Source organism: Bacillus sp. FJAT-29790 (assembly GCF_019039215.1).
GTDB lineage: Bacteria > Bacillota > Bacilli > Bacillales > Cytobacillaceae > Cytobacillus.
Genome location: NZ_JAHNZZ010000004.1, coordinates 46465 through 69478, shown reverse-complemented (window position 1 = coordinate 69478; position 23014 = coordinate 46465). Strand labels below are relative to the sequence as shown.

Sequence of the window (23014 nt, the reverse complement as noted above, 5' to 3'; positions counted from 1 at the left end):
CCGCTCCAATCAACGTCATACAAAACCTATTTAAAAACAACAATCATTTAGAAAACAGCCTTTATTATCAACTTCTGCTAATTAATTATCAACTTTACCTATTATATTATCAACTTTGATTTCTCGACAAAAAAAGCGATAATGCGACTTATATCCCTACTATAAGAAAGTTATCCTTTTCCTTCAAAAAAGGCTTATAGCATATGCTACAAGCCTTTTAGCGGTTTACATATTACGGCGATATTGCCCGCCTACTTCATAAAGCGCATGTGTGATTTGGCCAAGACTTGCCACTTGAACGGTTTCCATTAATGCAGCAAAGATGTTTCCGCCTGTTACAGCTGTTTCCTTTAAGCGTTTGAGCGCATCTTCTGTTTTTTCCTTATTGCGATCCTGGAAACTGCGCAAATTCTTGATTTGCGTTTCTTTTTCTTCTGTTGTTGCCCTTGCCAGCTCCATATTATTCATATCCTCTTCGGAAGGCGGATTTGGATTTAAATATGTGTTCACCCCGATGATCGGCAGTTCACCTGTATGTTTTTTCATTTCATAATACATCGATTCATCTTGGATTTTTCCGCGTTGATATTGCGTTTCCATTGCCCCAAGAACACCGCCACGGTCATCGATCCGCTCGAATTCCTGCAGGACGTGCTCTTCAACAAGGTCTGTTAATTCATCTATTATGAATGCGCCTTGCAGCGGGTTTTCGTTTTTCGCTAATCCATGTTCTTTCGTAATGATCATCTGAATCGCCATCGCACGACGGACAGATTCCTCTGTCGGAGTCGTAATCGCTTCATCATAAGCGTTCGTATGAAGGGAATTACAGTTATCCTGAAGTGCCATAAGCGCTTGCAGTGTCGTACGAATATCGTTGAAATCAATTTCCTGGGCATGAAGGGAACGGCCTGACGTTTGAACATGATATTTCAGCTTCTGGCTTCGCTCATTAGCCCCATACTTATCCCTCATCACCGTTGCCCAGATACGGCGGGCAACACGGCCAAGCACCGTATATTCCGGATCAAGCCCGTTCGAGAAAAAGAACGATAAATTCGGTGCGAAATCGTTAATATCCATCCCTCTGCTCAAATAATACTCAACAAATGTAAAGCCATTTGAGAGTGTGAAGGCAAGTTGTGAAATCGGATTTGCTCCAGCTTCGGCGATATGGTAGCCGGAAATGGAAACAGAGTAATAATTACGGACCTTTTGATCTATAAAATACTGCTGAATATCCCCCATCATCCGCAGAGCAAACTCCGTTGAGAAAATACATGTATTTTGGCCTTGATCTTCTTTTAAGATATCAGCCTGAACGGTTCCTCTGACTGTCTGTAAAGTACGTGCCTTTACTTCCGTAAATTCAGTTGCTGTTAAAATGCGTCCGAGCTCTTGCTCCTTCGCCTCAATTTGCTGTGCGATCGCCGTATTCATAAACATCGCTAAAATAATCGGTGCAGGTCCGTTGATCGTCATCGATACAGATGTCGATGGATGGCAAAGATCAAAGCCAGCATAGAGCTTTTTCATATCATCCAAAGTACAGACGTTTACTCCACTCTCTCCAACCTTCCCAAAAATATCTGGGCGGTAGTCAGGATCTTCTCCATAAAGTGTAACCGAATCAAAAGCAGTACTTAACCGCTTTGCTGAGTCATCCTTTGATAAGTAGTGAAAACGGCGATTTGTTCTCTCGGGCGTTCCTTCTCCTGCAAACTGCCTTTTTGGATCTTCTCCCTCACGCTTAAACGGGAAAACCCCTGCCGTATATGGAAACGCACCGGGAACATTTTCTCTATACACCCAACGGATAATTTCTCCGTAATCCTTATATTTCGGCAGAGCAACTTTTGGAATCGCTAGGCCAGATAAACTTTTTGTTTTTAAAACTGTCACAATTTCTTTATCGCGGATTTTCGTGACAAATTGATCGCCTGCATATTTTTCTTTTAATTCGTTCCAGCCTTCAAGGATTTTCTTTGTTTCAGGCGAAAGCTTGGATTCAGTATTTGCTTTAATCGCTTCAAGAGAAGCCACAACTTCCTCGTTAGCCTCTTGCTCCTTAACTGCAAGAATCGCTCCTTCAAGCTGGAACAATTTCCGTGCAAGATCAGCCTGTTTCTCCGCTTTTTTATGATAGCCGCGAACCGTTTCTGACACTTCCCTTAAGTAGTAGCGCTGCTCATTCGGGATAATGACATTTTGTTTTTCCACAACGGCATTCTTTGAAAAATTAGTTTGCCAATCTGTCCCCGCCTTATGATTCAATTTTTCAATTAGAACGGCAAATACCGCATTCGTACCTGGGTCATTGAACTGGCTTGCAATTGTTCCATAAACAGGCATTTCACTTAATTCTTTTTCAAATAGCAGATGGCTTCTTTGGTATTGCTTTTGAACTTGGCGCTTTGCATCTTCAGAGCCTTTGCGCTCAAATTTATTAATGACAATTAAATCGGCGTAATCGATCATATCGATTTTTTCAAGCTGGGTAGGTGCGCCAAATTCGCTTGTCATTACATACATGGAAACGTCGCAAATTTCTGTAATTTCAGCATCCCCTTGGCCAATCCCGCTTGTTTCTACTACGATCAAATCGAAGCCCGCCGCTTTTACGACCGAAATCGCATCTTTAATCGCGAGTGAAAGTTCACTCTTAGACTTCCTAGTTGCTAAGCTCCTCATATAAACTCGTGGTGTGAAAATCGCATTCATCCGGATGCGGTCACCTAGAAGGGCGCCACCTGTTTTTTGCTTCGTTGGATCTACCGATAAAATAGCTACCTTCTTTTCCGGTATTTCATTAATAAATCGGCGGATCAGCTCATCTGTCAATGAGCTCTTTCCCGCCCCTCCGGTACCAGTAATCCCCAGGACTGGAACTGATTTTTCCAAGGATTTTACTTTTTCCATCACTGATTCAAGTGCTGCTGCCGCTTCTTTATCGACATTGACCTGGTGCTCTGCAAGCGTGATTAGTTTTGCAATGGCATTCACGTGCCCATCCTGAAGCTTTTCAATTTCCTCGGTTGCTTCTGAGGTAAACGTGGCGAAATCACACTCTTTAATCATCATTTCAATCATGCCCTGCAGCCCGTGCTGGCGACCATCCTCAGGCGAGAAAATTCTTGCTATCCCGTAATCCTGAAGCTCTTTTATTTCCCTCGGGATGATTACCCCTCCGCCGCCTCCATAAATACGGATATGTGAGGCACCCTTTTCTTTCAGCAAGTCATACATATACTTAAAATATTCAACATGCCCTCCTTGATAAGAAGAAATTGCAATTCCCTGCACATCTTCCTGGATGGCTGCATTAACGACTTCTTCCACTGAGCGGTTATGGCCAAGATGAATAACCTCTGCCCCGCTCGCTTGAATAATTCTTCTCATGATATTTATGGAAGCATCATGACCATCAAACAAGCTGGATGCCGTCACAAATCGAATATGATTCTTTGGCTTGTATTCTGCTAGATTACTCATTCTTCTCCTCCTCTAATCAAATTCGCCGTGGCGTATTTGCGCCCAGATTTTTACCTTAGCTTGCTCGATAAATTCCTTTAAAAAATCTGAGGCATCCGCCGGAGACTTAACTTTAATCAACCGGGATTTGAACCCCCACTTATATCGTTTAGAGGCTTCCACTGAATAAAGTGAAATGCGCCCGACTTGTTCTCCAATTAGCTTATACTCTCTTTCCCGTTAGAATAGATCCCTTCATTCCTTCGAATAGTAAGTCAATTTGCAGCTTTATATACTCTTCAATTGTGTACATCTTTTGCAGGGACCAGCGGCGGAAGGCCCACATCTGTCCCTGTACAAAGATGTTATGAGCAATCATCTTGATTTGTTCTTCCGTTAAATCTAATTCTCCGTTTTCTACACATTGATTAACGATTTGTTCAAACATCCCAACCATTTCAATTTCTTTCTTCAGCACATATGGCAGGGCGTCCTTTGAGAGTGATTTCACTTCCTGATACATCACGAGTACCTCATCCTGCATTTCATTGACAACCCGGAAATAATCAGCAATTCCTAGCCTTAAGCTTTCTAGCGTCCCTAATCTTAGATCAAGATCCTTTTGGAGACGATCACTGACCTCGTCATAGATGCTGTCACAGACAAGGTATAATACATCCTCCTTTGTCCGGATATATTCATATAATGTTCCGATACTAAAACCAGACGCCTTCGCGATTTCTCTCGTTGTTGTCCGATGGAACCCTTTTTGGATAAAGAGGGTGACCGCCCCTTTAATCATTTGGTCACGCCTCTTTTTAACGAGGCGTTCATCTTTAACAGAAGCCTGGACTTCACGTTTTTCCATTTTTTCAACCGCCTTTTTAAATCTCTTACCGTTCAATCTTATTTTGTCAGCATCCGAGAAATAACGAGACGCTGGATTTCTTGTGTTCCTTCATAGATCTGGGTGATTTTCGCATCACGCATATAGCGCTCAACCGGATAATCCTTCGTGTAACCGTAGCCGCCAAAAATTTGTACAGCCTCTGTCGTCACCTTCATTGCTGTATCCCCAGCCATTAATTTAGACATCGCAGACTCTTTTCCGTATGGAAGACCAGCAGATTCAAGCCAAGCCGCCTGGTATGTTAATAGTCTAGAAGCTTCCACACTTGTTGCCATATCTGCCAGTTTGAAGCCAATCCCTTGCTGGGCAGCAATTGGTTTGCCGAATTGGTGGCGCTCTTTCGAATAATCAATTGAAGCATCTAATGCCCCTTGAGCAATCCCCACTGCCTGAGCGGCAATGCCGTTGCGGCCGCCATCGAGTGTCATCATTGCGATTTTGAAACCTTCGCCCAATTCGCCTAACACATTTTCCTTTGGAACTTTACAATTTTCAAACATTATTTCTGTTGTCGGAGATGAACGGATCCCTAATTTTTTCTCCTTTTTGCCAACAGAAAAGCCTTCAAATCCAGCCTCAACGATGAACGCCGTCGTTCCTCTTTGTTTTTCAGCAGGATCAGTAAGGGCGAAAACGACATAAATATCAGCAATTCCGCCATTTGTAATAAAAATTTTAGAACCGTTCAATACATAATGGTCCCCTTCAAGACGAGCTGTCGTTTTCATTCCTCCAGCATCTGATCCGCTTCCCGGCTCTGTTAAACCGTAACCACCGATTTTCTTCCCTTCAGCCATTGGCCGTAAATATTTTTGTTTCTGCTCTTCACTTCCAAATTTGTAAATTGGCCAACCTGCTAGGGACGTATGTGCTGATAGCGTCACACCTGTTGAAGCACATACCCTTGACAGTTCCTCCACTGCAATACAGTAAGCGAGGTAATCGCTTCCAATGCCGCCGTACTCTTCAGGCCAAGGAATTCCGGTTAGCCCGAGCTCAGCCATTTTATCGAAAATTTCACGGTCAAATCGCTCTTCTTCATCGCGCTCAGCTGCAGTCGGGGCCACTTCATTTTTGGCGAAATCGCGCACCATTTTTCTGATCATTTCGTGCTCTTCGGTTAATTGAAAGTTCATTTTGGATATCCCCCATATTTGGTTATTAATTTCAATGACGCACCGTTTAGAGCTGCTTGCTTATGACAATGCGCTGAATTTCACTGGTGCCTTCGTAAATCTCAGTAATTTTTGCATCGCGGAAGTAACGCTCCACTGGATAGTCTTCTGTATAGCCGTAGCCCCCGAATACTTGGATGGCTTCTGTTGACACCTCTACTGCTGTTTTTGAAGCAAAAAGCTTGGCCATGGAAGCTTCTTTCCCGCAGTAAATTCCTCTTTGACGAAGGTCTGCCGCACGATAGATTAATAGTTTGGAAGCTTCGACGCCTGTAGCCATATCAGCAAGCTTAAAGCCGATACCTTGCTGAGCGGCAATCGGTTTACCAAATTGGATGCGCTCCATTGCATACGCTGTTGCAGCCTCAAGTGCGGCTTCCGCAATTCCGAGTGCCTGGGCAGCGATTCCAATGCGGCCGACCTCGAGGTTAGCCATCGCAATCTTAAATCCGTCTCCTTCCGCACCTAGGAGATTTTCTTTAGGGATTCTCATATCTTCAAAGCTGATCTGCAATGTCCTTGAGCCGTGCAGCCCCATTTTGCGTTCATCTTTGCCAATGACAAGACCTGGCGAATCTTTCTCGACAATAAAGGCAGAAATTCCTTTGCCGCCAAGTTCAGGGTTTGTCGAAGCAAAAACAATATAAACATCAGCCTCGCCCCCGTTTGTAATAAACACTTTCGAGCCGTTAATAATGTAATGATTCCCATCTTTTTTTGCTTTTGATTTCAAGCTACCGGCATCTGATCCTGCACTCGGTTCTGTCAGGCAAAACGCACCAAGAAACTCCCCCGAAGCTAGTTTGGGAATGTATTTTTGTTTTTGTTCTTCTGTCCCGAAGTAGAGAATTGGGTTTGTCCCTACGGATGTATGAACAGATAGAATGACCCCAACAGTTGCACTTACTTTCGATAACTCATTGATTGCAATAATATAAGAGGTAAAATCCATTCCTGAACCGCCATATTTTTCGGGAATCGGAATCCCCATTAAACCGAGTTCTCCCATTTTGCGCAATATCTCACGTGGAAACACTCCCTGCTCCATTTTTTCAACAAAGGGCGCAATTTCCGTTTGTGCAAAATCCCGGACCATTTTTCTCATCATATCCTGCTCTTCCGTGAATCTCAGGTTCATACCCTTCTCCTCCTAGCATTCTCTAGGTTGTTTTTTGTGAATTTTTGCTTGTTTAGCATTACGATCAACGTCTCGAAAAAGGTTATTACCACTAAAACTAAAGCAAGCAGTGACAAAGCGGTTGCACTCAATACATTCGGATTCTTTCGAAAATCGATTAATTGTATTCGTAAAAGCCTCTGCCTGATTTTCTTCCTAACCAGCCTGCCTTCACATATTTTCTTAAAAGGGGACATGGGCGGTATTTATCATCACCGAATCCTTCATGAAGCGTTTCCATAATATAAAGGCAAGTGTCAAGACCAATAAAGTCCGCCAACGTTAGCGGCCCCATAGGATGATTCATTCCAAGCTTCATGACTTCATCAATCGCTTCTTTGGAGGCAACCCCTTCATATAAGGTAAAAACCGCTTCATTAATCATTGGCATTAGCACCCTATTTGACACAAAACCAGGGAAGTCATTTACTTCTACGGGAACCTTCTTCAAGGTCTTCGTTATCTCTTCTATCGTTTCGTAAACTTCATCAGTTGTAGCAAGACCGCGGATAATTTCAACTAGTTTCATAACCGGTACCGGGTTCATAAAATGCATGCCAATTACTTTTTCAGGTCGCTTTGTAGCAGCAGCAATTTCTGTGATTGGCAGGGATGATGTATTACTTGCCAGTATGGTATGCTCTTGGGCAATTTCATCTAGCTGGCTGAATATCTTCGTTTTAATTTCCATATTTTCGACTGCCGCTTCAATGATCAAATCAACCGATTTTGCATCATTTAAATCTGTGGACGTGGTTAAATTGCTCATTACCTCCTCCATTTGCTGAGGCGTCATCCGCTCTTTTTCCACTTGACGGGAGAGATTTTTTTTAATAACACTAAGTCCGCGCTGAACAAACTCCTGCTTGAGATCATTTAATAATACGCTGTACCCTGCTTGTGCACATACTTGTGCGATCCCGGAGCCCATCTGGCCTGCTCCGATTACCATAATTTTTTTAACATTCATTTTCGATTCCCCCGATCCAAATTTCCATTTCTCCTACTAGCTTGGCGGATCATTCAATATTGGCCGATAAAAGTGTGAAATTGGCCGATAAACTGATTTATTTGGCCGATAAACTGCCACTTTTGGCCGTTAAATGAAATTCTGACTCCATATTTATGGATATCGCTCTTAATTTGAACTTTTCGGTACTTCGATCATAATGGCATCGCCTTGGCCCCCGCCGCTGCAAATTGCCGCAATTCCGATTCCGCCGCCTCTGCGCTTTAGTTCATACATTAATGTCAAAATAATCCTCGCACCGCTTGCTCCAATTGGATGTCCAAGTGCGACGGCACCCCCATTTACATTGACTTTATTTTCATCCAGATGAGCAATCTTATTACTAGCTAAAGCAACTGCCGCGAATGCTTCGTTAATTTCAAATAGGTCAATTTCATCAACGGATTTTCCTGTCTTTCTCAGTAGTTCATTGATGACAAGGCCTGGTGTTTTTGGAAAGTCCTTCGCTTCGATCGCAATCGCTGCGTGGCCTAAAATGAACGCTTCTGGATTTCTCCCTTCACGGACGGCTCGTTCCTCACTCATTAGAACTAATGCGGCTGCACCATCGTTGACTCCAGGCGCATTTCCTGCTGTAATCGTGCCATCTGCGCCAAACACAGGACGTAGCTTGGCGAGTTTTTCTAATGTAGTATCCCTACGTGGTGACTCATCTTTAGCGATAATAATTGGATCCCCTTTTCTTTGCGGAACCACTACCGGAACGATTTCCTCTGCCAGTTTGCTTGTTTCCATTGCTACAGTCGTAAGCTCATGACTTCTAAGCGCCCATCGATCCTGCTCTTCTCTGCTAATCTCTAATTCCTTCGCTGTCTCATTTCCATAGGTGCCCATATGAACACCAGTAAAGCTGCAGCTTAGGCCATCATATGTCATTAAATCTTTTACGTCAGCGTCGCCCATTCTGAAACCCCAGCGCGCCGTTGGCAAAATATATGGTGCATTGCTCATCGACTCCATGCCGCCTGCTACAATTACTTCCTCATCACCTGCACGGATGATCTGATCGCCTAATGTGAGACTGCGCATCCCTGAGGCACACACTTTATTGACTGTTTCCGTTTTAATATCCCAAGGCAAGCCAGCTTTTCTCGCTGCTTGGCGGGAAGGGATTTGACCCTGTCCCCCCTGAAGGACAGTTCCAAGAATCACCTCATCTACTTCCTCGGGTTTGATCCCTGCACGATTTAAAGCCTCTTTTACCGCAAAACCTCCAAGATCAGATGCAGAAAAACTGCTTAATCCGCCCGCGAATTTTCCAAAAGGTGTTCTTGCCCCGCCTAAAATGACCGTTTTCCCCATAAGAATCGCTCCCCTTAAAGTTTATTAATTAGAAATTATCCAAATATTGATTCCGAAAAAATATCTGTTTTAAAGTAGCTGATTGTGTAGCAGTTGACTGAACGCTCGCTCGAGACATAAGGAAGGAGAAAGGAGATCTTCTGAAATAAGGAGGAATCTCCATCCCCAAAAGTATAACTTTTCGGCAAAATCGTGGATTATCCATTAATTTAGTAAAATATCAGCGAGGGACATTGTACCTGTCCCCATGTCCCTCCTGTTGGCTAAGCAAAATCGCCACGCTAATATCCATTTATCAACAACAAAGCCTAAAGTTTTAGAACTAACCGAAAATCGCCTTTTCCAGAATTTCAGCGACATCATAAGTGTGAACGGTTTCTTCCACTTCTTTTGCTTTCGTTCCATCGGAAAGCATTGTTAAGCAGTATGGACAGCCGGAGCTGATCACTGATGGATTGACTGCTAAAGCTTGTTCCGTCCGGGATACATTGATGCGATGGCCGGTTTCTTCTTCCATCCACATTAAGCCCCCACCTGCTCCACAGCACATGCCTGTTTCACGGCTTCTCTCCATTTCCACAAGCTTAACACCAGGAATAGCTTTTAAGATTTCACGCGGCGGATCATACACTTCGTTGTAGCGCCCTAAATAACAAGAATCATGGAATGTAATTGTTTCGTTTACATCATGCTGTGGCTTAAGCTTACCTTCCTCGACAAGCTGAGCCAAAATCTCTGTATGGTGGTACACCTCTGCCTCTAACCCGAAGTCCGGATATTCATTTTTAAAAATGTTATAGGCATGCGGATCAATCGTAACGATTTTCTTTACTTCATTTTTCTCGAATTCTTCAATATTTTTCGTAGCAAGCTCCTGAAAAAGAAACTCATTTCCAAGGCGTCTTGGTGTATCACCGGAGTTCTTTTCTTTATTACCAAGAATGGCAAACTTCACGCCCGCTTCGTTTAATAGTTTTGCAAAAGAAAGGGCAATTTTCTGGCTGCGGTTATCATAAGAACCCATGGAGCCGACCCAGAAAAGATATTCAAATTCTTCACCAGCTTTTTTCATTTCCTTCACGGTCGGTACATGAACATCCTCACGTGCTTCTCTCCAGTCCTCACGCTCCTTACGATTTAGTCCCCATGGATTGCCCTGGCGTTCGATATTCGTCATCGCGCGCTGTGCATCTGCATCCATTTTTCCTTCTGTCAAAACAAGATAACGGCGAAGATCAATAATTTTATCCACATGTTCATTCATAACTGGACATTGATCTTCACAATTCCGGCATGTCGTACACGCCCAAATTTCTTCTTCCGTAATGACATCGCCGATTAAGCTCGGACTATAGGCAAAACCAGCAGCCACTTCTTCTGCTGCTTTGCCGGCAGCAGATAGAGCAATCTGATTACCTCTTGTATGTGAAAATGCGAAAGTCGGTACCCATGGCTGCTTCGATGTGACAGCTGCCCCATGGTTTGTTAAATGATCGCGAAGCTTTAAGATTAAATCCATTGGTGAGAGCATCTTACCTGTTCCTGTAGCCGGGCACATATTCGTACAGCGTCCACATTCCACACATGCATAGAAATCAATCATTTGATGCTGGCTGAAATCCTCAATTTTTCCGACGCCAAAGGCTTCCTGTGTCTCATCTTCAAAGTCGATTTTCGTTAATTTCCCTGGGTTTTCAAGACGGTTGAAATAAACGTTTGCTGGCCCGGCAATTAAGTGTGCGTGCTTAGATTGCGGGACATATACAAGGAAGGCCAGCAGGAATAATAAATGAATCCACCAGGAAAAATAGAAGACAACGATTGAGGCCGTTTCGCCCATCCACGAGAGAGCACCCGCAATAAGAGAAGCAACTGGCTCCGTCCATGCCCCTTCATGGCCATGCCAAATCATGCTCATACCATTTCCGAGCAGAACAGACAGCATTAATCCGCCGATGAAAATGAGAACAAGACCTGACTTAAAGCCTCTTTTTAACCTTACGAGCTTTTCAACATACCGGCGATGGAATGCCCAGATGACAGCCACTAAAATTGTCAGTGTCACGAGCTCCTGAAAAAACGTGAAACCTGGGTATAATGGGCCTAGCGGCAAGTGTGCACCTGGCTTTATTCCCTTAATAATAAAATCAATCGCACCGAACTGAACAAGAATGAAACCGTAGAAAAACAGGACATGAATGATTCCGCTTTTCTTATCTTTTAAAAGCTTTTTCTGTCCAAAAACATTGACCCAAATTTTCCCGAGCCGTTCTTTCACATTATTATCGAATTCTACCTTTTTACCGAGTCTGATATATTCAATTCTTGTTTTAATCACGTAAATAAACAGACTAACAGCGTAAACGGTTACAACGAGAAATGCGATTAAGTTAATCCATAATAATGGGGTCATGAGGTTTAGTGCTCCTTTCATACATATTATTCAGGTATCAAATAGGTTGAACACCCGCTCACCATTTCATTGAAAATTTTTATACAACGGAATTTTCAGATATTTATACTTATCTCTATTATATAATGAATGAGCATTCAGTCAAATCAATTTTAATACTTTTCTGTTTTTAATTTTTCGACATAATTCCTTATAGAAATATCCATCCAGGAAATACTAACGAAAAACGATTTCGGGGAGCCAATAGCATTGACAATTATCATGACAATAGCGACCATTATATTGCTTATCACTCTATGGTTAACGCTTGATTTTATCCTCGGGAAGAAGAAACAATTAAAAAAAGTGAAACGTGAGAACGACTCTATTCGAGAAAGCAGCATTGATGTCTTTTCCGAAGGGCCCGATTTATTTACTGACTTATTTTCCGAGTTAAAAAAGGCGGAGCACCATATCCACATTTTATTTTACATTGTAAAAAATGACAAAATAAGTAAGGAGTTCTTGTCCATATTGAAGGATAAAGCAAGTAAAGGAGTCGAAGTCCGTCTCCTTCTTGACTGGATCGGGAGCTTTCTTATTAAAAAAAAGACGATCAAATCGCTTAGGAGTCATGGAGTTCAATTTGCATTTGCCAATCCTCCCCGGCTCCCGTTTCTCTTTTACTCCTCTCAAGTTAGAAATCATCGCAAAATCACGATCATTGACGGAAAGATTGGCTATATTGGAGGATTCAATATTGCCAAGGAGTATATTAATTTAGATCCTAAATTAAGCCCATGGCGAGACTATCATCTGAAAATAATTGGCGAAGGTGTCGAGGATTTACAAAAAGAATTCCTAACTGATTGGCATGAAGCGACGAAACTGGATTTATTAATGAATGAAATTTATTTTCCCGTACAGCCTAAAGGCGGTATCCAGCATAAGATCATTCCCTCTAAAGGGCCGTTTTTAGAAGATACTTTTTCCACTCTTATTCGAAATGCCAAAACGAGAATTATCATTGGAACGCCTTATTTTATTCCGAGCAAAAGATTACTTAATGATTTATCCGCTGCGCAGGCAAGGGGCGTCACTCTGACCCTTCTTGTTCCATTTAAAACGGACCATATCCTTGTAAAGGAAGCATCCTTCCGCTATTTAAGGAAACTGTTAAAGCAAGGGGCAAATGTGTATGAATTTCTAAATGGTTTCTACCATGCTAAAACGATCATCATCGATGATGACATATGCGATATTGGGACCGCAAACTTCGATAAACGAAGCCTTTTTCTCAATTATGAAATTAACTGTTATATTTATGACCAAGCATTCACTCATAAAGTGCTCAAGGTGATTGAAACAGATATTCACGAATCAAAGCAATTAACGTTACAAGAGTTAAACCGTCTGAATCCTTTTCGGGTATTGAAGGAATTAGTAGCTCGATCGGTTGCTATCTTTCTGTAAATCAATATTCGAATTGAACCTAAATAATAATAAAAAGCGGCTGTTGGCCGCTTTTTATTATTATTTCACTATATTTTGCAACCACGGTGTGATCATTTCAAACGCTTTAAAGCCGAGATAGATGCCGACAATCCCCATGATTCCTGCAAATGCTGGCGGGGCTGGGATTGGCAGCTTCAAAAACGCAAATATGAAACCGACCAGAAAGCCTGTGAAGATCGATAAAATAACAATTTTCATGGTATCCTCCTTTATATAAATCCCTTATTGTATGCCAGTTTCATTAAACGTGAAAATACATGAAGTTAGCTTCCCCAATTCCAACAAAAAAATGAAAGAAGGCTGACTCAATAACGGAATTTACTCCCCCTTTAAGGGAGGTACTCCGATAAGAGTCAGCCTCATCATGTATTACATTTTTTCCGGCGCAGAAACTCCGATTAAAGCGAGTGCATTTTTCAATGTGGTTTGAACTGCTTTAATTAATGCTAACCGTGCTTTTGTTCGTTCTGGATTTTCTGTATCTAATACCTTTTCAGCATTATAGAAGCTGTGGAAGACAGATGCCAATTCGAAAATATAATTAGTAATGCGGTGCGGCATCCGTTTCCCAGCAGCTTCTCCTACTGCTTGCGGGAATTCGCCCAGTTTTTTCAGGACGTCTATTTCTTTCTCAGCATTGATTAATGAGAAATCCGCGTTGCTTTCAACAGTCATCCCCTGCTCTTCACCTTGACGAAGGATGCTTGAAATACGCGCATGGGCATATTGGGCATAGTAGACAGGGTTTTCGTTTGACTCCGAAACGGCTAAATCCAAATCAAAGTCCATATGCGTGTCAGCACTTCTCATCGCAAAGAAATACCGAACCGCATCAAGTCCTACTTCTTCGACAAGGTCACGCATCGTCACAGCTTTCCCTGTCCGTTTGCTCATCTTCATTTTTTCGCCGTTTTTATATAAATGAACAAGCTGGATAATCTCTACTTCAAGTGCTTCGCGGTCATAGCCAAGTGCCTGAATCGCTGCTTTCATACGCGGGATATAGCCATGATGGTCTGCTCCCCAAATATTAATCAGCTTTTCAAAGCCGCGTTCAAGCTTGTCCTTATGGTATGCAATATCTGGTGCTAAGTACGTATAAGAACCATCGTTTTTAATGAGCACACGGTCTTTGTCATCACCAAATGTTGTGGAACGGAACCATGTAGCACCGTCTTCTTCATAGATGTGGCCATTGTCTTTCAGCTTCTTTAATGCTGGATCAATTTTGCCGTTTTCGTAAAGAGACGTTTCTGAGTACCAAACATCAAATGGCACACGGAAATCTTCAAGGTCGGCTTTTAACTTCGCCATTTCGACCTTTAATCCGTATTCGCGGAAGAAGTCGAAACGCTCTTTTTCATCTACGTTGACATATTTGTCCCCGAATTCATCAGCAAGTTTTTTGCCGATTCCAATAATATCTTCCCCATGATAGCCGTCTACAGGCATTTCTTTTTCCATCCCTAAAGCTTGGAAATAACGGGCTTCGACGGAAGTGGCGAGATTATTAATTTGATTGCCGGCATCGTTGATATAATATTCGCGGGAAACATCATATCCCGCTTTCGCAAGAATATTACATAAGGAATCCCCAACCGCTGCACCGCGGGCATGCCCTAGGTGGAGATCGCCTGTTGGGTTCGCAGATACAAACTCAACCTGAACTTTCTGGCCGCCCCCGGTTGTTGTTTCCCCGTACCCGGCTCCTGCTTCAAGAATCGTCGGAATTAGACTCGTCAAATAACGATTATCCAAATAAAAATTGATAAATCCAGGACCTGCAATTTCAATTTTCTCAATGGAGGCTTTGGATTGGTTAATATTCGCGACCAATTCTTCCGCGATCATTTTCGGCGCCTTTTTGGCAACTCGGGCAAGCTGCATAGCCATGTTCGTGGAATAATCTCCATGCGCCTTTTCCTTTGGAATTTCCAGAATAACATCAGGAATTTGATCTTCTGCTGCTAAATCTGCTTTAAGGACAGCATCTTTAATTTCCTGTTTCAATTTACTTTGAATTTGCTCGACAATATTCATAACTCTTCCTCCTCCTCAAACGTTATTGCTAAGTGATATGTACCTGATTGCGCACCTTGCATCTTTAATTCATATAATAAGTCAATCGACCCAAATCCCGTTTGTTCATCAAATTGGTGATCCAGCCTCTTCGTCAAGGTATCCATATCAAACACACCATATGGCGTATGATACGTTCCTTTAAGCTTTTTGTTCATTTTAAAAGGAAGCTTCATTCTAACAGCTCCACTTCGTAAAATTAGACCTTCTTGATCAGACATTTTAATGATGGTTTTTGCGGTCCCCTCTTCCACGACCTCATCATACTGAAGAAAGCGGGCATTCTCTTTAATATAGTATCGGCCAAACGCAGTCAATTCAAAAGTATCTTTGTTACTTCCATCGCGAATGTCCGTTTTCACCTTTATCTTCACAGGGACTTGTTCCCCTGAACGAATAGACAACCGGAACACATCCTTTTTATTTCATTATAATGCAAAAAATTGGTGCCTGTCACCTCGGAAAACGCTTCGCATATTTATAGACGTCGGAGCCAGAAGCATGATTGGAGGAAATCAGCGAGTTATTCTAGTTCCTAACCTTAATTCCCTGGAAACTTTATACTTCACCAAAAATGACGGAGACCTAGTCTCCGTCATTTTTTATTTAACCCAGCCGAGGATCATTTCGCGGATGAGTTTGCTTGCTGTGTTGGCTGTTTGCTCGGATGGGTCATAAATCGGCGCTACTTCTACGAGGTCCGCGCCAACTACTTTCACGTCCGAATGGGCGATTTCATGGATAGAAGCTAAAAGCTCTTTTGATGTAATGCCCCCAGCGTCAACCGTTCCCGTTCCCGGTGCGTGTGCAGGATCGAGCACATCGATATCAATTGTGACATAGACAGGGCGCCCAGCTAGTTTCGGTAGAATTTCTTTCAATGGTTCTAGCACTTCAAATTTCGAAATATGAAGTCCAACTTCCTTTGCCCATTGAAATTCCTCCTTCATACCGGAACGGATCCCGAATGAAAAAATGTTCGCAGGTCCAATTAATCCAGCTGCTTTGCGGATCGGAGTTGAATGGGACAATGGCTCCCCCTCGTAATTTTCACGTAAATCTGTGTGGGCATCCATATGGATCACCGCAAGATCAGGGTATTTTTTATACATCGCCTTAATAACAGGCCAAGAAACTAAATGCTCTCCGCCCATCCCTAAAGGGAATTTATCCTCGGCTAAAAGCTTATCGATAAATTCCTCAATCAGATCAAGGCTTTTTTGTGCATTCCCGAACGGAAGCGGAATATCCCCCGCATCATAGTACTTCACTTCTTCTAATTCCCGGTCTAAATAGGCACTATACTCTTCTAGCCCGACCGACACTTCTCGAATGCGAGCAGGGCCAAAACGGGAGCCCGGACGATAGCTGACCGTCCAATCCATCGGCATGCCGTAGATAACTGCTTCACTTTCTTCGTAATTCGGATGGCTTTTTATAAAAACATTGCCAGAGTATGCTTCATCAAAACGCACCACTGTCATCCCTCGCTTTTTAATCTTAAAAACATTTTATCAGCCAATTTTATTAATTTATCAGCCAGTTTACCTGTTTTATCAGCCAAATTTTCGATTTATCAGCCACTTTACCGGTTTTATCAGCCAATCGAAGTTTGCGGCCGAATTACTTCACTAAATCCTGAACAAATTTCGGCAATACAAATGCTGCCTTATGAAGTTCTTTTGTATAATATTTCGTCTCGATTTCATGGAAACGCTCTTCACTTACTTCTAACGGGTCGTACTTTTTCGATCCAAGTGTGAATGCCCACATGCCGCTTGGGTAAGTAGGAATGTTCGCAACGTATAGACGAGTGATCGGGAAAATTTCCTTTACGTCTTTTTGAACGTTACGGATTAAGTCTGCCTTAAACCACGGGTTGTCCGATTGAGCCACGAAAATACCGTCTTCTTTCAACGCTTTGGAAATTCCCGCATAAAACCCTTTCGAAAACAGATTTACGGCAGGGCCAACTGGTTCAGTAGAGTCAACCATGATTACATCATATTCGTTTTCACTTTCGGCAATATGCATAAAGCCATCGCCCACCTGCACATCAACGCGTGCGTCGTCTAGCATGCCAGCGATTTCCGGGAGATACTGTTTAGAATACTCGATTACTTTCCCATCAATATCAACGAGCGTCGCTTTCTTCACGCTTGGATGTTTAAGAACTTCACGGATCACACCGCCATCACCGCCGCCTACGACAAGGACATTTTCCGGGTTAGGATGCGTAAATAACGGCACATGTGCCACCATTTCATGATAAACAAACTCATCCTTTACAGAGGTCATCACCATGCCATCTAATAAAAGCATATTTCCCCATTCTTCCGTTTCAACCATTTCTAGCATTTGAAAATCTGTCTGCTCTGTATGTAAAGTACGTTTCACTTTCATCGTAATTCCAAAATTCTCAGTCTGTTTTTCAGTAAACCAAAGTCCCATTAATTAATCATCCCTTTCATTAAAAAAACGTTCAATTATTGCAAAATTAAGAAGCCTTTTTTATATTTCCCCAACTACTTAATTACAAACATGAGAAAAAGTATAGATGAATCTAGCAAAATTGCAAGAAAAACTTGCTTTTTGCTAGATAAAAATGTTTAAAACACCGCTGTTTTTTCAATACTAAGGGTAGGTGCAATTTTTACCAGAAAGGCGGCGAGTGATTCGAATGGAGATTATGACAAATCAGCGTTTTCGAAAAGCTGGGAAGTATTTACGGGCATTATTCATTATGAGCCTAATTGGACTCGCGTTAGCCGTGCTTATTGGTGCCGGTATTTTGCTCTATGCAAAGATCCTTGGACCGCCGCCGCTAGCTGTCTCGCAATCAACTTTATTTTACGCAGATGACGGAACGGTTATCGGTGAGAGTAATAATGGACAAAAACGGTACTGGGTGGATCTTAGCGAAATTAGCCCCGATCTCGTGAATGCTACCATTTCCATTGAAGATAAAAATTTCTATACACATAATGGCTTTGATTATAAGAGAATTGCAGGCGCCATACTTGCAGACATAAAAGCGATGGCGAAGGTTCAAGGAGCAAGTACTATCACCCAGCAATACGCACGAAATCTATTCCTAGAACATGAGAAGACATGGAAGCGCAAATTACTAGAAGCCTTTTATACGATTCGTCTAGAAATGAATTATTCGAAAAAAGAGATTTTAGAGGGCTATTTAAATACCATTTATTACGGACAGGGCGCCTATGGGGCACAAGCGGCGAGCCAGTTCTATTTTGGCAAAAATGCAAAAGAATTAACCCTGGGAGAAGCATCGATGCTGGCTGGTATTCCGAAGGGAGTCGGCATTTATTCCCCATTGGTTTCACTTAAAAATGCAGAGGGACGGCAGAAAATTATTTTGCGGACGATGGTCGAAAACGGCTATATCCACAAAAAAGAGATGGAGGCTGCCCTGAATGAGCCGTTAGTCATCATTGGCAAACATCTCCATACAAAGTCGAAAACAGCTCCATATTTTCAAGATGCGATGCGGCACGCTTTAAAAACGGAGCTGAACTTAGACGACCGAACGATTGAATTGGGCGGATTAAAAGTATATACCACTCTCGATCTGAAGCAGCAAGAAATCGCCGAACAAACCGTAGGAAAATTGATCTCAAAAGAATCAGAGATACAAGTTGGTTTTGTAGCAATGAATCCTAAAAACGGGTACGTGAAAGCAATGGTCGGGGGAAGAAATTACGAAGAAAGTCCATTTAATCGGTCGGTTCAAGCGGTTCGCCAGCCTGGGTCAACAATGAAACCACTGCTCTATTACGCTGCTTTAGAGCAAGGATTTACTCCTTCCACAAGTATGCGCAGCGAACCGACGATCTTTCGTTTCGAAGACGGAAGGCCTAATTATACGCCCAAAAATTTTAACAGTCATTATGCAAACGGAGATATAACGATGGCTCAGGCACTCGCCCTCTCAGATAATATCTACGCTGTGAAAACGCATTTGTTTTTAGGCGAGGATGCGCTCATTAACACAGCTAAAAAGTTTGGAATTAAAACGAAAATGGCAAAAGTGCCTTCTCTTGCCCTTGGCACGTCAGGCGTCCGAGTCATCGAAATGGCAAATGCATACAGCATGTTTGCGAACGGAGGAAAAAAAGTCTCCCCTGTCATGATCAAACGGGTTGAAAATCAGAAGGGAGAGATCATTTACGAACAAAACAAAGAAGCCATTCCGATTTTGCGACCTGAACTGGCGTATGTAATGACACAAATGATGACAGGCATTTTTGATCCGAAGTTAAACGGATACACAAGTGTCACTGGTAGCACAGTCATCAATGACATGACTCGCTCATATGCAGGAAAATCAGGCTCAACTGAAACGGACAGCTGGATGATCGGCTTTTCTCCTCAACTCGTATCAGCCGTTTGGACTGGATATGATAAAGGAAAGACGATCCATTTAATTGCGGACAAATCATACGCGAAAAATATTTGGATCCGCTTTATGGAGGACGCACATAAAGAAATACCGGTAAAAAACTTTAAAGCGCCAAAGGGAACAATAGGCGTCTATGTCAATCCGGCAAACGGCAAATTAGCCTCTGATCATTGTCCGATCAAGCGGCTCACATATTTCGCTGCGGGTACGGAGCCAACCGAATATTGTACAGACCATTTACTCTACCATGAAGAAGATACTGTGAAAAAACAGAAAGAGCCACATAAGCCGTGGTACAAGAAAATATTTGATTGGGGACCATGAATCGAAGCATCTTTCATTCCCGACTAAGTGTAACAACAGGCACTGGACAATAAAGCCTTCGGGAGCATTTGCATTACACGTTGGAAAAGCGAAGATGTGGATCACTCAGCCGGAGCAACTAGGCGGCACAAGTGAAAAACCTCGAGGGAATTCCCTCGAGGTTTTTCGTGTCCTAGCTCTATAGTGTGTTCACACTGTTAAATAGTTTACTTTTTTTATTGAGTTTGGGCAAGTAGTTAGAAAAGTAAGTCGGTAAACTGTCACAATTTCGTCAAAAATATAAGCGTTTTCCTCTAATTTACTTGTAAATCATTTTTTAGCTGTTCTAAGGAACGTTCCCACATGCCAGCATCATGATTTATTAAAAACTTGGAAAGAATCCCTTTCGATTTGTCATCCATATGATCAACAATTATCTTCCTTTTGATCGACTTATCCATATGGTTCACATGCTCTGGCAAAGACTTATAGCCTCTGCGGATTTCTCTGTCAACGGTCATTTCACATGCTGTCACACCCGCATAGTATGGCCCATCTTCTTTTCGATCAATCGTCACCCAGATAAGCCAGTAAGGCTTTCCGTTCGGAACCTCTTCTTTGTTCTTTAAAAATTTGATCCCTTTTTCAACTGGGCTGCGAGCATGCATAGCCCCAACTTCAATGGATGCCTCACCTGCGTCTACATCGATAATGACCGGAGATACATTATCCAAGGTTAGGGAGCCAGAGCCGAATCCACCATGCCCGTCAGTCGGATCACTCTTAATAATATTGAAACCAATATTTTTCTTCTTTTTCTCTTCCATTTTTTATTCCTCCCTATCACTCATTCAATTAGTTCTGCCGTCTAAAGTTATTTTACAAGGTTGTTTTCGCATATTTTGTTGTTTTTAGCCTACAAAATTTGCCCGTTGATTTCCGCTGCGGGCACTCGCTTTCCGCGGGGAGTGACGGGAGCCTCCTCGGCGTTACCGCCTGCGGGGTCTCCCGCTTCCATCTATTTCCCGCTGGAGTCAAGTGCCCTCCGCTCCAATCAACTCAGATTATTAAATAAAAATCACATTATAAAAGCAACAAACTTTACGAAAACAGCCTACAAAAACAATAGATAAAAGAAAGCATTTAAACCGTCTGCGATTACAGGCAAAACAGTATTAAAAATCGGCCGGATTGTGTATTGATCAAGTGGTGTAATAACAAGAATCAGAAAAATGACGGAGCCATATGTCTCAAATTGAGTTAGCTTTGGTCTCATATTTTTCGGCACCAAGTCCTCAATAATCCGATATCCATCCAGCGGCGGAAGCGGGAGCAGATTAAATACAAATAACACTAGATTCAGATGGATAAAAATATTCAAGAATTCAGGTACAAATGAAGGCAGTCCGGCTGTAGCGCCTAGTCTCATGAGCATATACCAAATAAAATACCCTAGAACCGCCATCACAAAATTGCTGATCGGGCCTGCAATTGAAACGGAAATTCCCGCTAATCTCGGATTCTTAAAAAAGAACCTGTTTACCGGCACAGGCCGAGCCCACCCGAATCCAGCGATAAAAATGAGAATCGTCCCGATCGGATCGAGATGCTGAATCGGATTTAAAGTGATTCTTCCCTGGTTCTTAGCCGTAGGATCGCCAAATTTATAGGCAACAAAGGCATGAGAAAACTCATGAACCGTAAAGGCAATCATTAACGTAATCGCAACATATGGAATTTCCTTTAATGAAAAGGCCAAAAATTGTTCCAAACACCAAAACCCCTTTTTCAAAAAGGTATTCCACCGGGATGATGAAATCCCCTCATTTAGATTTAATCAAATTCGCCTTGGCGTATTTGCGCCCAGATTTTTACCTTAGCTTGCTCGAAAAACTCCTTTAAAAAATCTGAGGCATCCTCCGGAGGCTTAACTTTATTCAGTCGGGGTTTAACCCCCACTGAATTGGATCCTGTTTGCATTCGTCTCGCCACTTGTATTCGTTTAGAGACTTCTGCTGAATAAAGTTGAAGATAGAATTCAAGCACATGATATTTTATTTGTTCATGTCGTGTCATTTCTTATCTAAAAGTATACATGATTCCACCAGTAAAGTGAAAAGGAAGAACTGCTTGCACTTTTCGGAAAAATATGAAAAACTACTAAAGAAAAGCGTAGGGCGCCCCATTATTAAAGAACGCAGGACTAAAATCGCCACGTCCTCGGAAAAGCTATCGCTTTTCCTTCGTGCGATGCATATGCTGCCGGAGCCTTCCTTGTCCGGTGGCGTCCGGAGCTAGATAGTTCTCTAGCTTAAAATAGTAAATACTACATATACAGAGAAGGAGGAAATGAATATGCCATACGTAACTGTCAAAATGCTCGAAGGCCGTTCAGACGAACAAAAAAGAGCGCTCGTTGAAAAGGTAACAGACGCTGTAAATGAAACAACAGGTGCTTCAAAAGACAAGATCGTGGTTTTTATTGAGGAAATGTCTAAGAATCATTATGCGATCGCTGGAAAACGTTTGAGTGACGAATAAGCTTACTCCTTTCTTGTAAAGGAATATTGGCTGAGAAAAAGCCGGGCATTTTACTGTCCGGCTTTTTCTCTTAAGCTTTCTATATACTGATAAGCAGTCTCTACCTCTTCCTCTGTATAGCGCTGCTTGCTTTTTAACGTAAAAATCTTTTCCTGCACTTCTTCTTTCGGCAGGTTATCGAAATACAAGACGGTCGAGACAAGCTCGAGGAATCTCGCATTTTGGTCGTTCATATCTGTCAGGCAGTCTTCTATATTTGGCATGGCAACTTCATTCAAACTCAAGAATTCCTTGCCATTTTCCGTTAAAGTATAGCGGTATTGATAGTATCCACCCTTTTTTTCCTTCACTTCATTTAAAAAGCCCATATTGCATAGTTCTTCAACTCTAAGTGTTAATTCCTCTGAATAAGGACCATAAAAATGAAATTGGAATCTCTCCTGAAAAGGAAAGGCAATTTTTTTTGCGATATAAACCATTTTCTGCAGCTTTTTCCGTCCGACAATTTCCTCTGAAGCCGCAATAGCATGGATAATTTTAGCATGATCTTTTAACAAGATTCGTCATCTCCTACTCCGTTTAATACCGTCTCTCATCTTAACTAAAGGCTCTTTTTGCATATATTGTTGACTTTAGCCTTCAAAGTTTGCCTGTTGATTTCCGCTGCGGGCACTCGCTTTCCACGGGGAGGGACGA

The 23014-nt window shown here is 42.3% G+C and carries 18 protein-coding genes; 3 read left to right on the top strand and 15 right to left on the bottom strand.

Annotated features, from left to right (window positions below; genetic code table 11):
- Positions 1-225: 225 nt before the first annotated feature.
- From icmF to BGM26_RS19005, 7 genes are all read right to left on the bottom strand, one after another.
- Complete coding sequence (gene icmF / locus BGM26_RS19035) at positions 226-3492, bottom strand: fused isobutyryl-CoA mutase/GTPase IcmF (RefSeq protein WP_217041859.1); 3267 nt, start codon at positions 3490-3492, stop codon at positions 226-228.
- Positions 3493-3694: 202 nt separating this feature from the next.
- A complete protein-coding gene (locus tag BGM26_RS19030; RefSeq protein ID WP_217041858.1) occupies positions 3695-4339 on the bottom strand; it encodes a TetR/AcrR family transcriptional regulator in 645 nt (214 codons plus the stop codon).
- 38 nt (positions 4340-4377) lie between these two features.
- Positions 4378-5517: an acyl-CoA dehydrogenase gene (locus BGM26_RS19025; RefSeq protein ID WP_217041857.1), complete on the bottom strand. Its 1140-nt coding sequence runs from the start codon at positions 5515-5517 to the stop codon at positions 4378-4380.
- Between the two features lie 46 nt (positions 5518-5563).
- Entirely contained in the window at positions 5564-6694 is a 1131-nt protein-coding gene (locus BGM26_RS19020; RefSeq protein ID WP_217041856.1) for an acyl-CoA dehydrogenase, read from the bottom strand.
- A 157-nt stretch (positions 6695-6851) separates the two neighbouring features.
- On the bottom strand, positions 6852-7703 hold the full coding sequence (locus BGM26_RS19015; RefSeq protein WP_217041855.1) for a 3-hydroxybutyryl-CoA dehydrogenase: 852 nt from the start codon (positions 7701-7703) through the stop codon (positions 6852-6854).
- A 168-nt stretch (positions 7704-7871) separates the two neighbouring features.
- Positions 7872-9065, bottom strand: coding sequence for an acetyl-CoA C-acetyltransferase (locus BGM26_RS19010; RefSeq protein WP_217041854.1), 1194 nt, complete (start codon positions 9063-9065; stop codon positions 7872-7874).
- A gap of 322 nt (positions 9066-9387) precedes the next feature.
- Complete coding sequence (locus BGM26_RS19005; protein WP_217041853.1) at positions 9388-11478, bottom strand: (Fe-S)-binding protein; 2091 nt, start codon at positions 11476-11478, stop codon at positions 9388-9390.
- 249 nt (positions 11479-11727) lie between these two features.
- Between BGM26_RS19005 and cls the strand changes: the two genes are divergently transcribed.
- Positions 11728-12930: a cardiolipin synthase gene (gene cls / locus BGM26_RS19000; protein WP_367949370.1), complete on the top strand. Its 1203-nt coding sequence runs from the start codon at positions 11728-11730 to the stop codon at positions 12928-12930.
- A 60-nt stretch (positions 12931-12990) separates the two neighbouring features.
- Here the strand turns inward: cls and BGM26_RS18995 are convergent, their stop codons facing one another.
- From BGM26_RS18995 to speE, 5 genes are all read right to left on the bottom strand, one after another.
- Complete coding sequence (locus tag BGM26_RS18995) at positions 12991-13170, bottom strand: XapX domain-containing protein (RefSeq protein WP_217041852.1); 180 nt, start codon at positions 13168-13170, stop codon at positions 12991-12993.
- A 171-nt stretch (positions 13171-13341) separates the two neighbouring features.
- Positions 13342-15012, bottom strand: coding sequence for an arginine--tRNA ligase (gene argS / locus BGM26_RS18990; protein ID WP_217041851.1), 1671 nt, complete (start codon positions 15010-15012; stop codon positions 13342-13344).
- Positions 15009-15455: a YwiB family protein gene (locus BGM26_RS18985; protein WP_217041850.1), complete on the bottom strand. Its 447-nt coding sequence runs from the start codon at positions 15453-15455 to the stop codon at positions 15009-15011. Before BGM26_RS18985 ends, argS begins: the two co-directional genes overlap by 4 nt.
- Positions 15456-15653: 198 nt before the next feature.
- Entirely contained in the window at positions 15654-16526 is an 873-nt protein-coding gene (gene speB, locus BGM26_RS18980) for an agmatinase (protein ID WP_217041849.1), read from the bottom strand.
- A 148-nt stretch (positions 16527-16674) separates the two neighbouring features.
- Complete coding sequence (gene speE / locus BGM26_RS18975; RefSeq protein WP_217041848.1) at positions 16675-17502, bottom strand: spermidine synthase; 828 nt, start codon at positions 17500-17502, stop codon at positions 16675-16677.
- Between the two features lie 229 nt (positions 17503-17731).
- Here speE and BGM26_RS18970 point away from each other — a divergent pair, with 229 nt between their 5' ends.
- Positions 17732-19798, top strand: a complete 2067-nt coding sequence (locus BGM26_RS18970) for a transglycosylase domain-containing protein (protein ID WP_217041847.1) — start codon at positions 17732-17734, stop codon at positions 19796-19798.
- Between the two features lie 293 nt (positions 19799-20091).
- Here the strand turns inward: BGM26_RS18970 and BGM26_RS18965 are convergent, their stop codons facing one another.
- Both BGM26_RS18965 and BGM26_RS18960 read right to left on the bottom strand, forming a co-directional pair.
- The gene (locus tag BGM26_RS18965; RefSeq protein ID WP_217041846.1) at positions 20092-20604 is read right to left on the bottom strand and encodes a YwhD family protein; all 513 of its coding nucleotides are present in this window, start codon (positions 20602-20604) and stop codon (positions 20092-20094) included.
- 287 nt (positions 20605-20891) lie between these two features.
- Positions 20892-21548 carry a site-2 protease family protein gene (locus BGM26_RS18960; protein WP_217041845.1) on the bottom strand — a complete coding sequence of 219 codons (657 nt, stop codon included), beginning with the start codon at positions 21546-21548 and terminating at the stop codon, positions 20892-20894.
- Positions 21549-22132: 584 nt separating this feature from the next.
- Between BGM26_RS18960 and BGM26_RS18955 the strand changes: the two genes are divergently transcribed.
- Entirely contained in the window at positions 22133-22318 is a 186-nt protein-coding gene (locus BGM26_RS18955; RefSeq protein WP_217041844.1) for a 2-hydroxymuconate tautomerase, read from the top strand.
- Between the two features lie 50 nt (positions 22319-22368).
- On the opposite strand, the gene BGM26_RS18950 is transcribed toward BGM26_RS18955, so the two are convergent.
- Entirely contained in the window at positions 22369-22875 is a 507-nt protein-coding gene (locus tag BGM26_RS18950) for a YwgA family protein (protein ID WP_217041843.1), read from the bottom strand.
- Positions 22876-23014: the final 139 nt, after the last annotated feature.

Bases quoted from the DNA above. Each gene is read 5' to 3' on its own strand.
- icmF (WP_217041859.1), bottom strand. From the start codon at position 3,492: ATGAGTAATCTAGCAGAATACAAGCCAAAGAATCATATTCGATTTGTG.
- BGM26_RS19030 (WP_217041858.1), bottom strand. From the start codon at position 4,339: ATGGAAAAACGTGAAGTCCAGGCTTCTGTTAAAGATGAACGCCTCGTT.
- BGM26_RS19025 (WP_217041857.1), bottom strand. From the start codon at position 5,517: ATGAACTTTCAATTAACCGAAGAGCACGAAATGATCAGAAAAATGGTG.
- BGM26_RS19020 (WP_217041856.1), bottom strand. From the start codon at position 6,694: ATGAACCTGAGATTCACGGAAGAGCAGGATATGATGAGAAAAATGGTC.
- BGM26_RS19015 (WP_217041855.1), bottom strand. From the start codon at position 7,703: ATGAATGTTAAAAAAATTATGGTAATCGGAGCAGGCCAGATGGGCTCC.
- BGM26_RS19010 (WP_217041854.1), bottom strand. From the start codon at position 9,065: ATGGGGAAAACGGTCATTTTAGGCGGGGCAAGAACACCTTTTGGAAAA.
- BGM26_RS19005 (WP_217041853.1), bottom strand. From the start codon at position 11,478: ATGACCCCATTATTATGGATTAACTTAATCGCATTTCTCGTTGTAACC.
- BGM26_RS18995 (WP_217041852.1), bottom strand. From the start codon at position 13,170: ATGAAAATTGTTATTTTATCGATCTTCACAGGCTTTCTGGTCGGTTTC.
- argS (WP_217041851.1), bottom strand. From the start codon at position 15,012: ATGAATATTGTCGAGCAAATTCAAAGTAAATTGAAACAGGAAATTAAA.
- speE (WP_217041848.1), bottom strand. From the start codon at position 17,502: ATGGGACTTTGGTTTACTGAAAAACAGACTGAGAATTTTGGAATTACG.
- BGM26_RS18970 (WP_217041847.1), top strand. From the start codon at position 17,732: ATGGAGATTATGACAAATCAGCGTTTTCGAAAAGCTGGGAAGTATTTA.
- BGM26_RS18965 (WP_217041846.1), bottom strand. From the start codon at position 20,604: ATGGAAGAGAAAAAGAAGAAAAATATTGGTTTCAATATTATTAAGAGT.
- BGM26_RS18955 (WP_217041844.1), top strand. From the start codon at position 22,133: ATGCCATACGTAACTGTCAAAATGCTCGAAGGCCGTTCAGACGAACAA.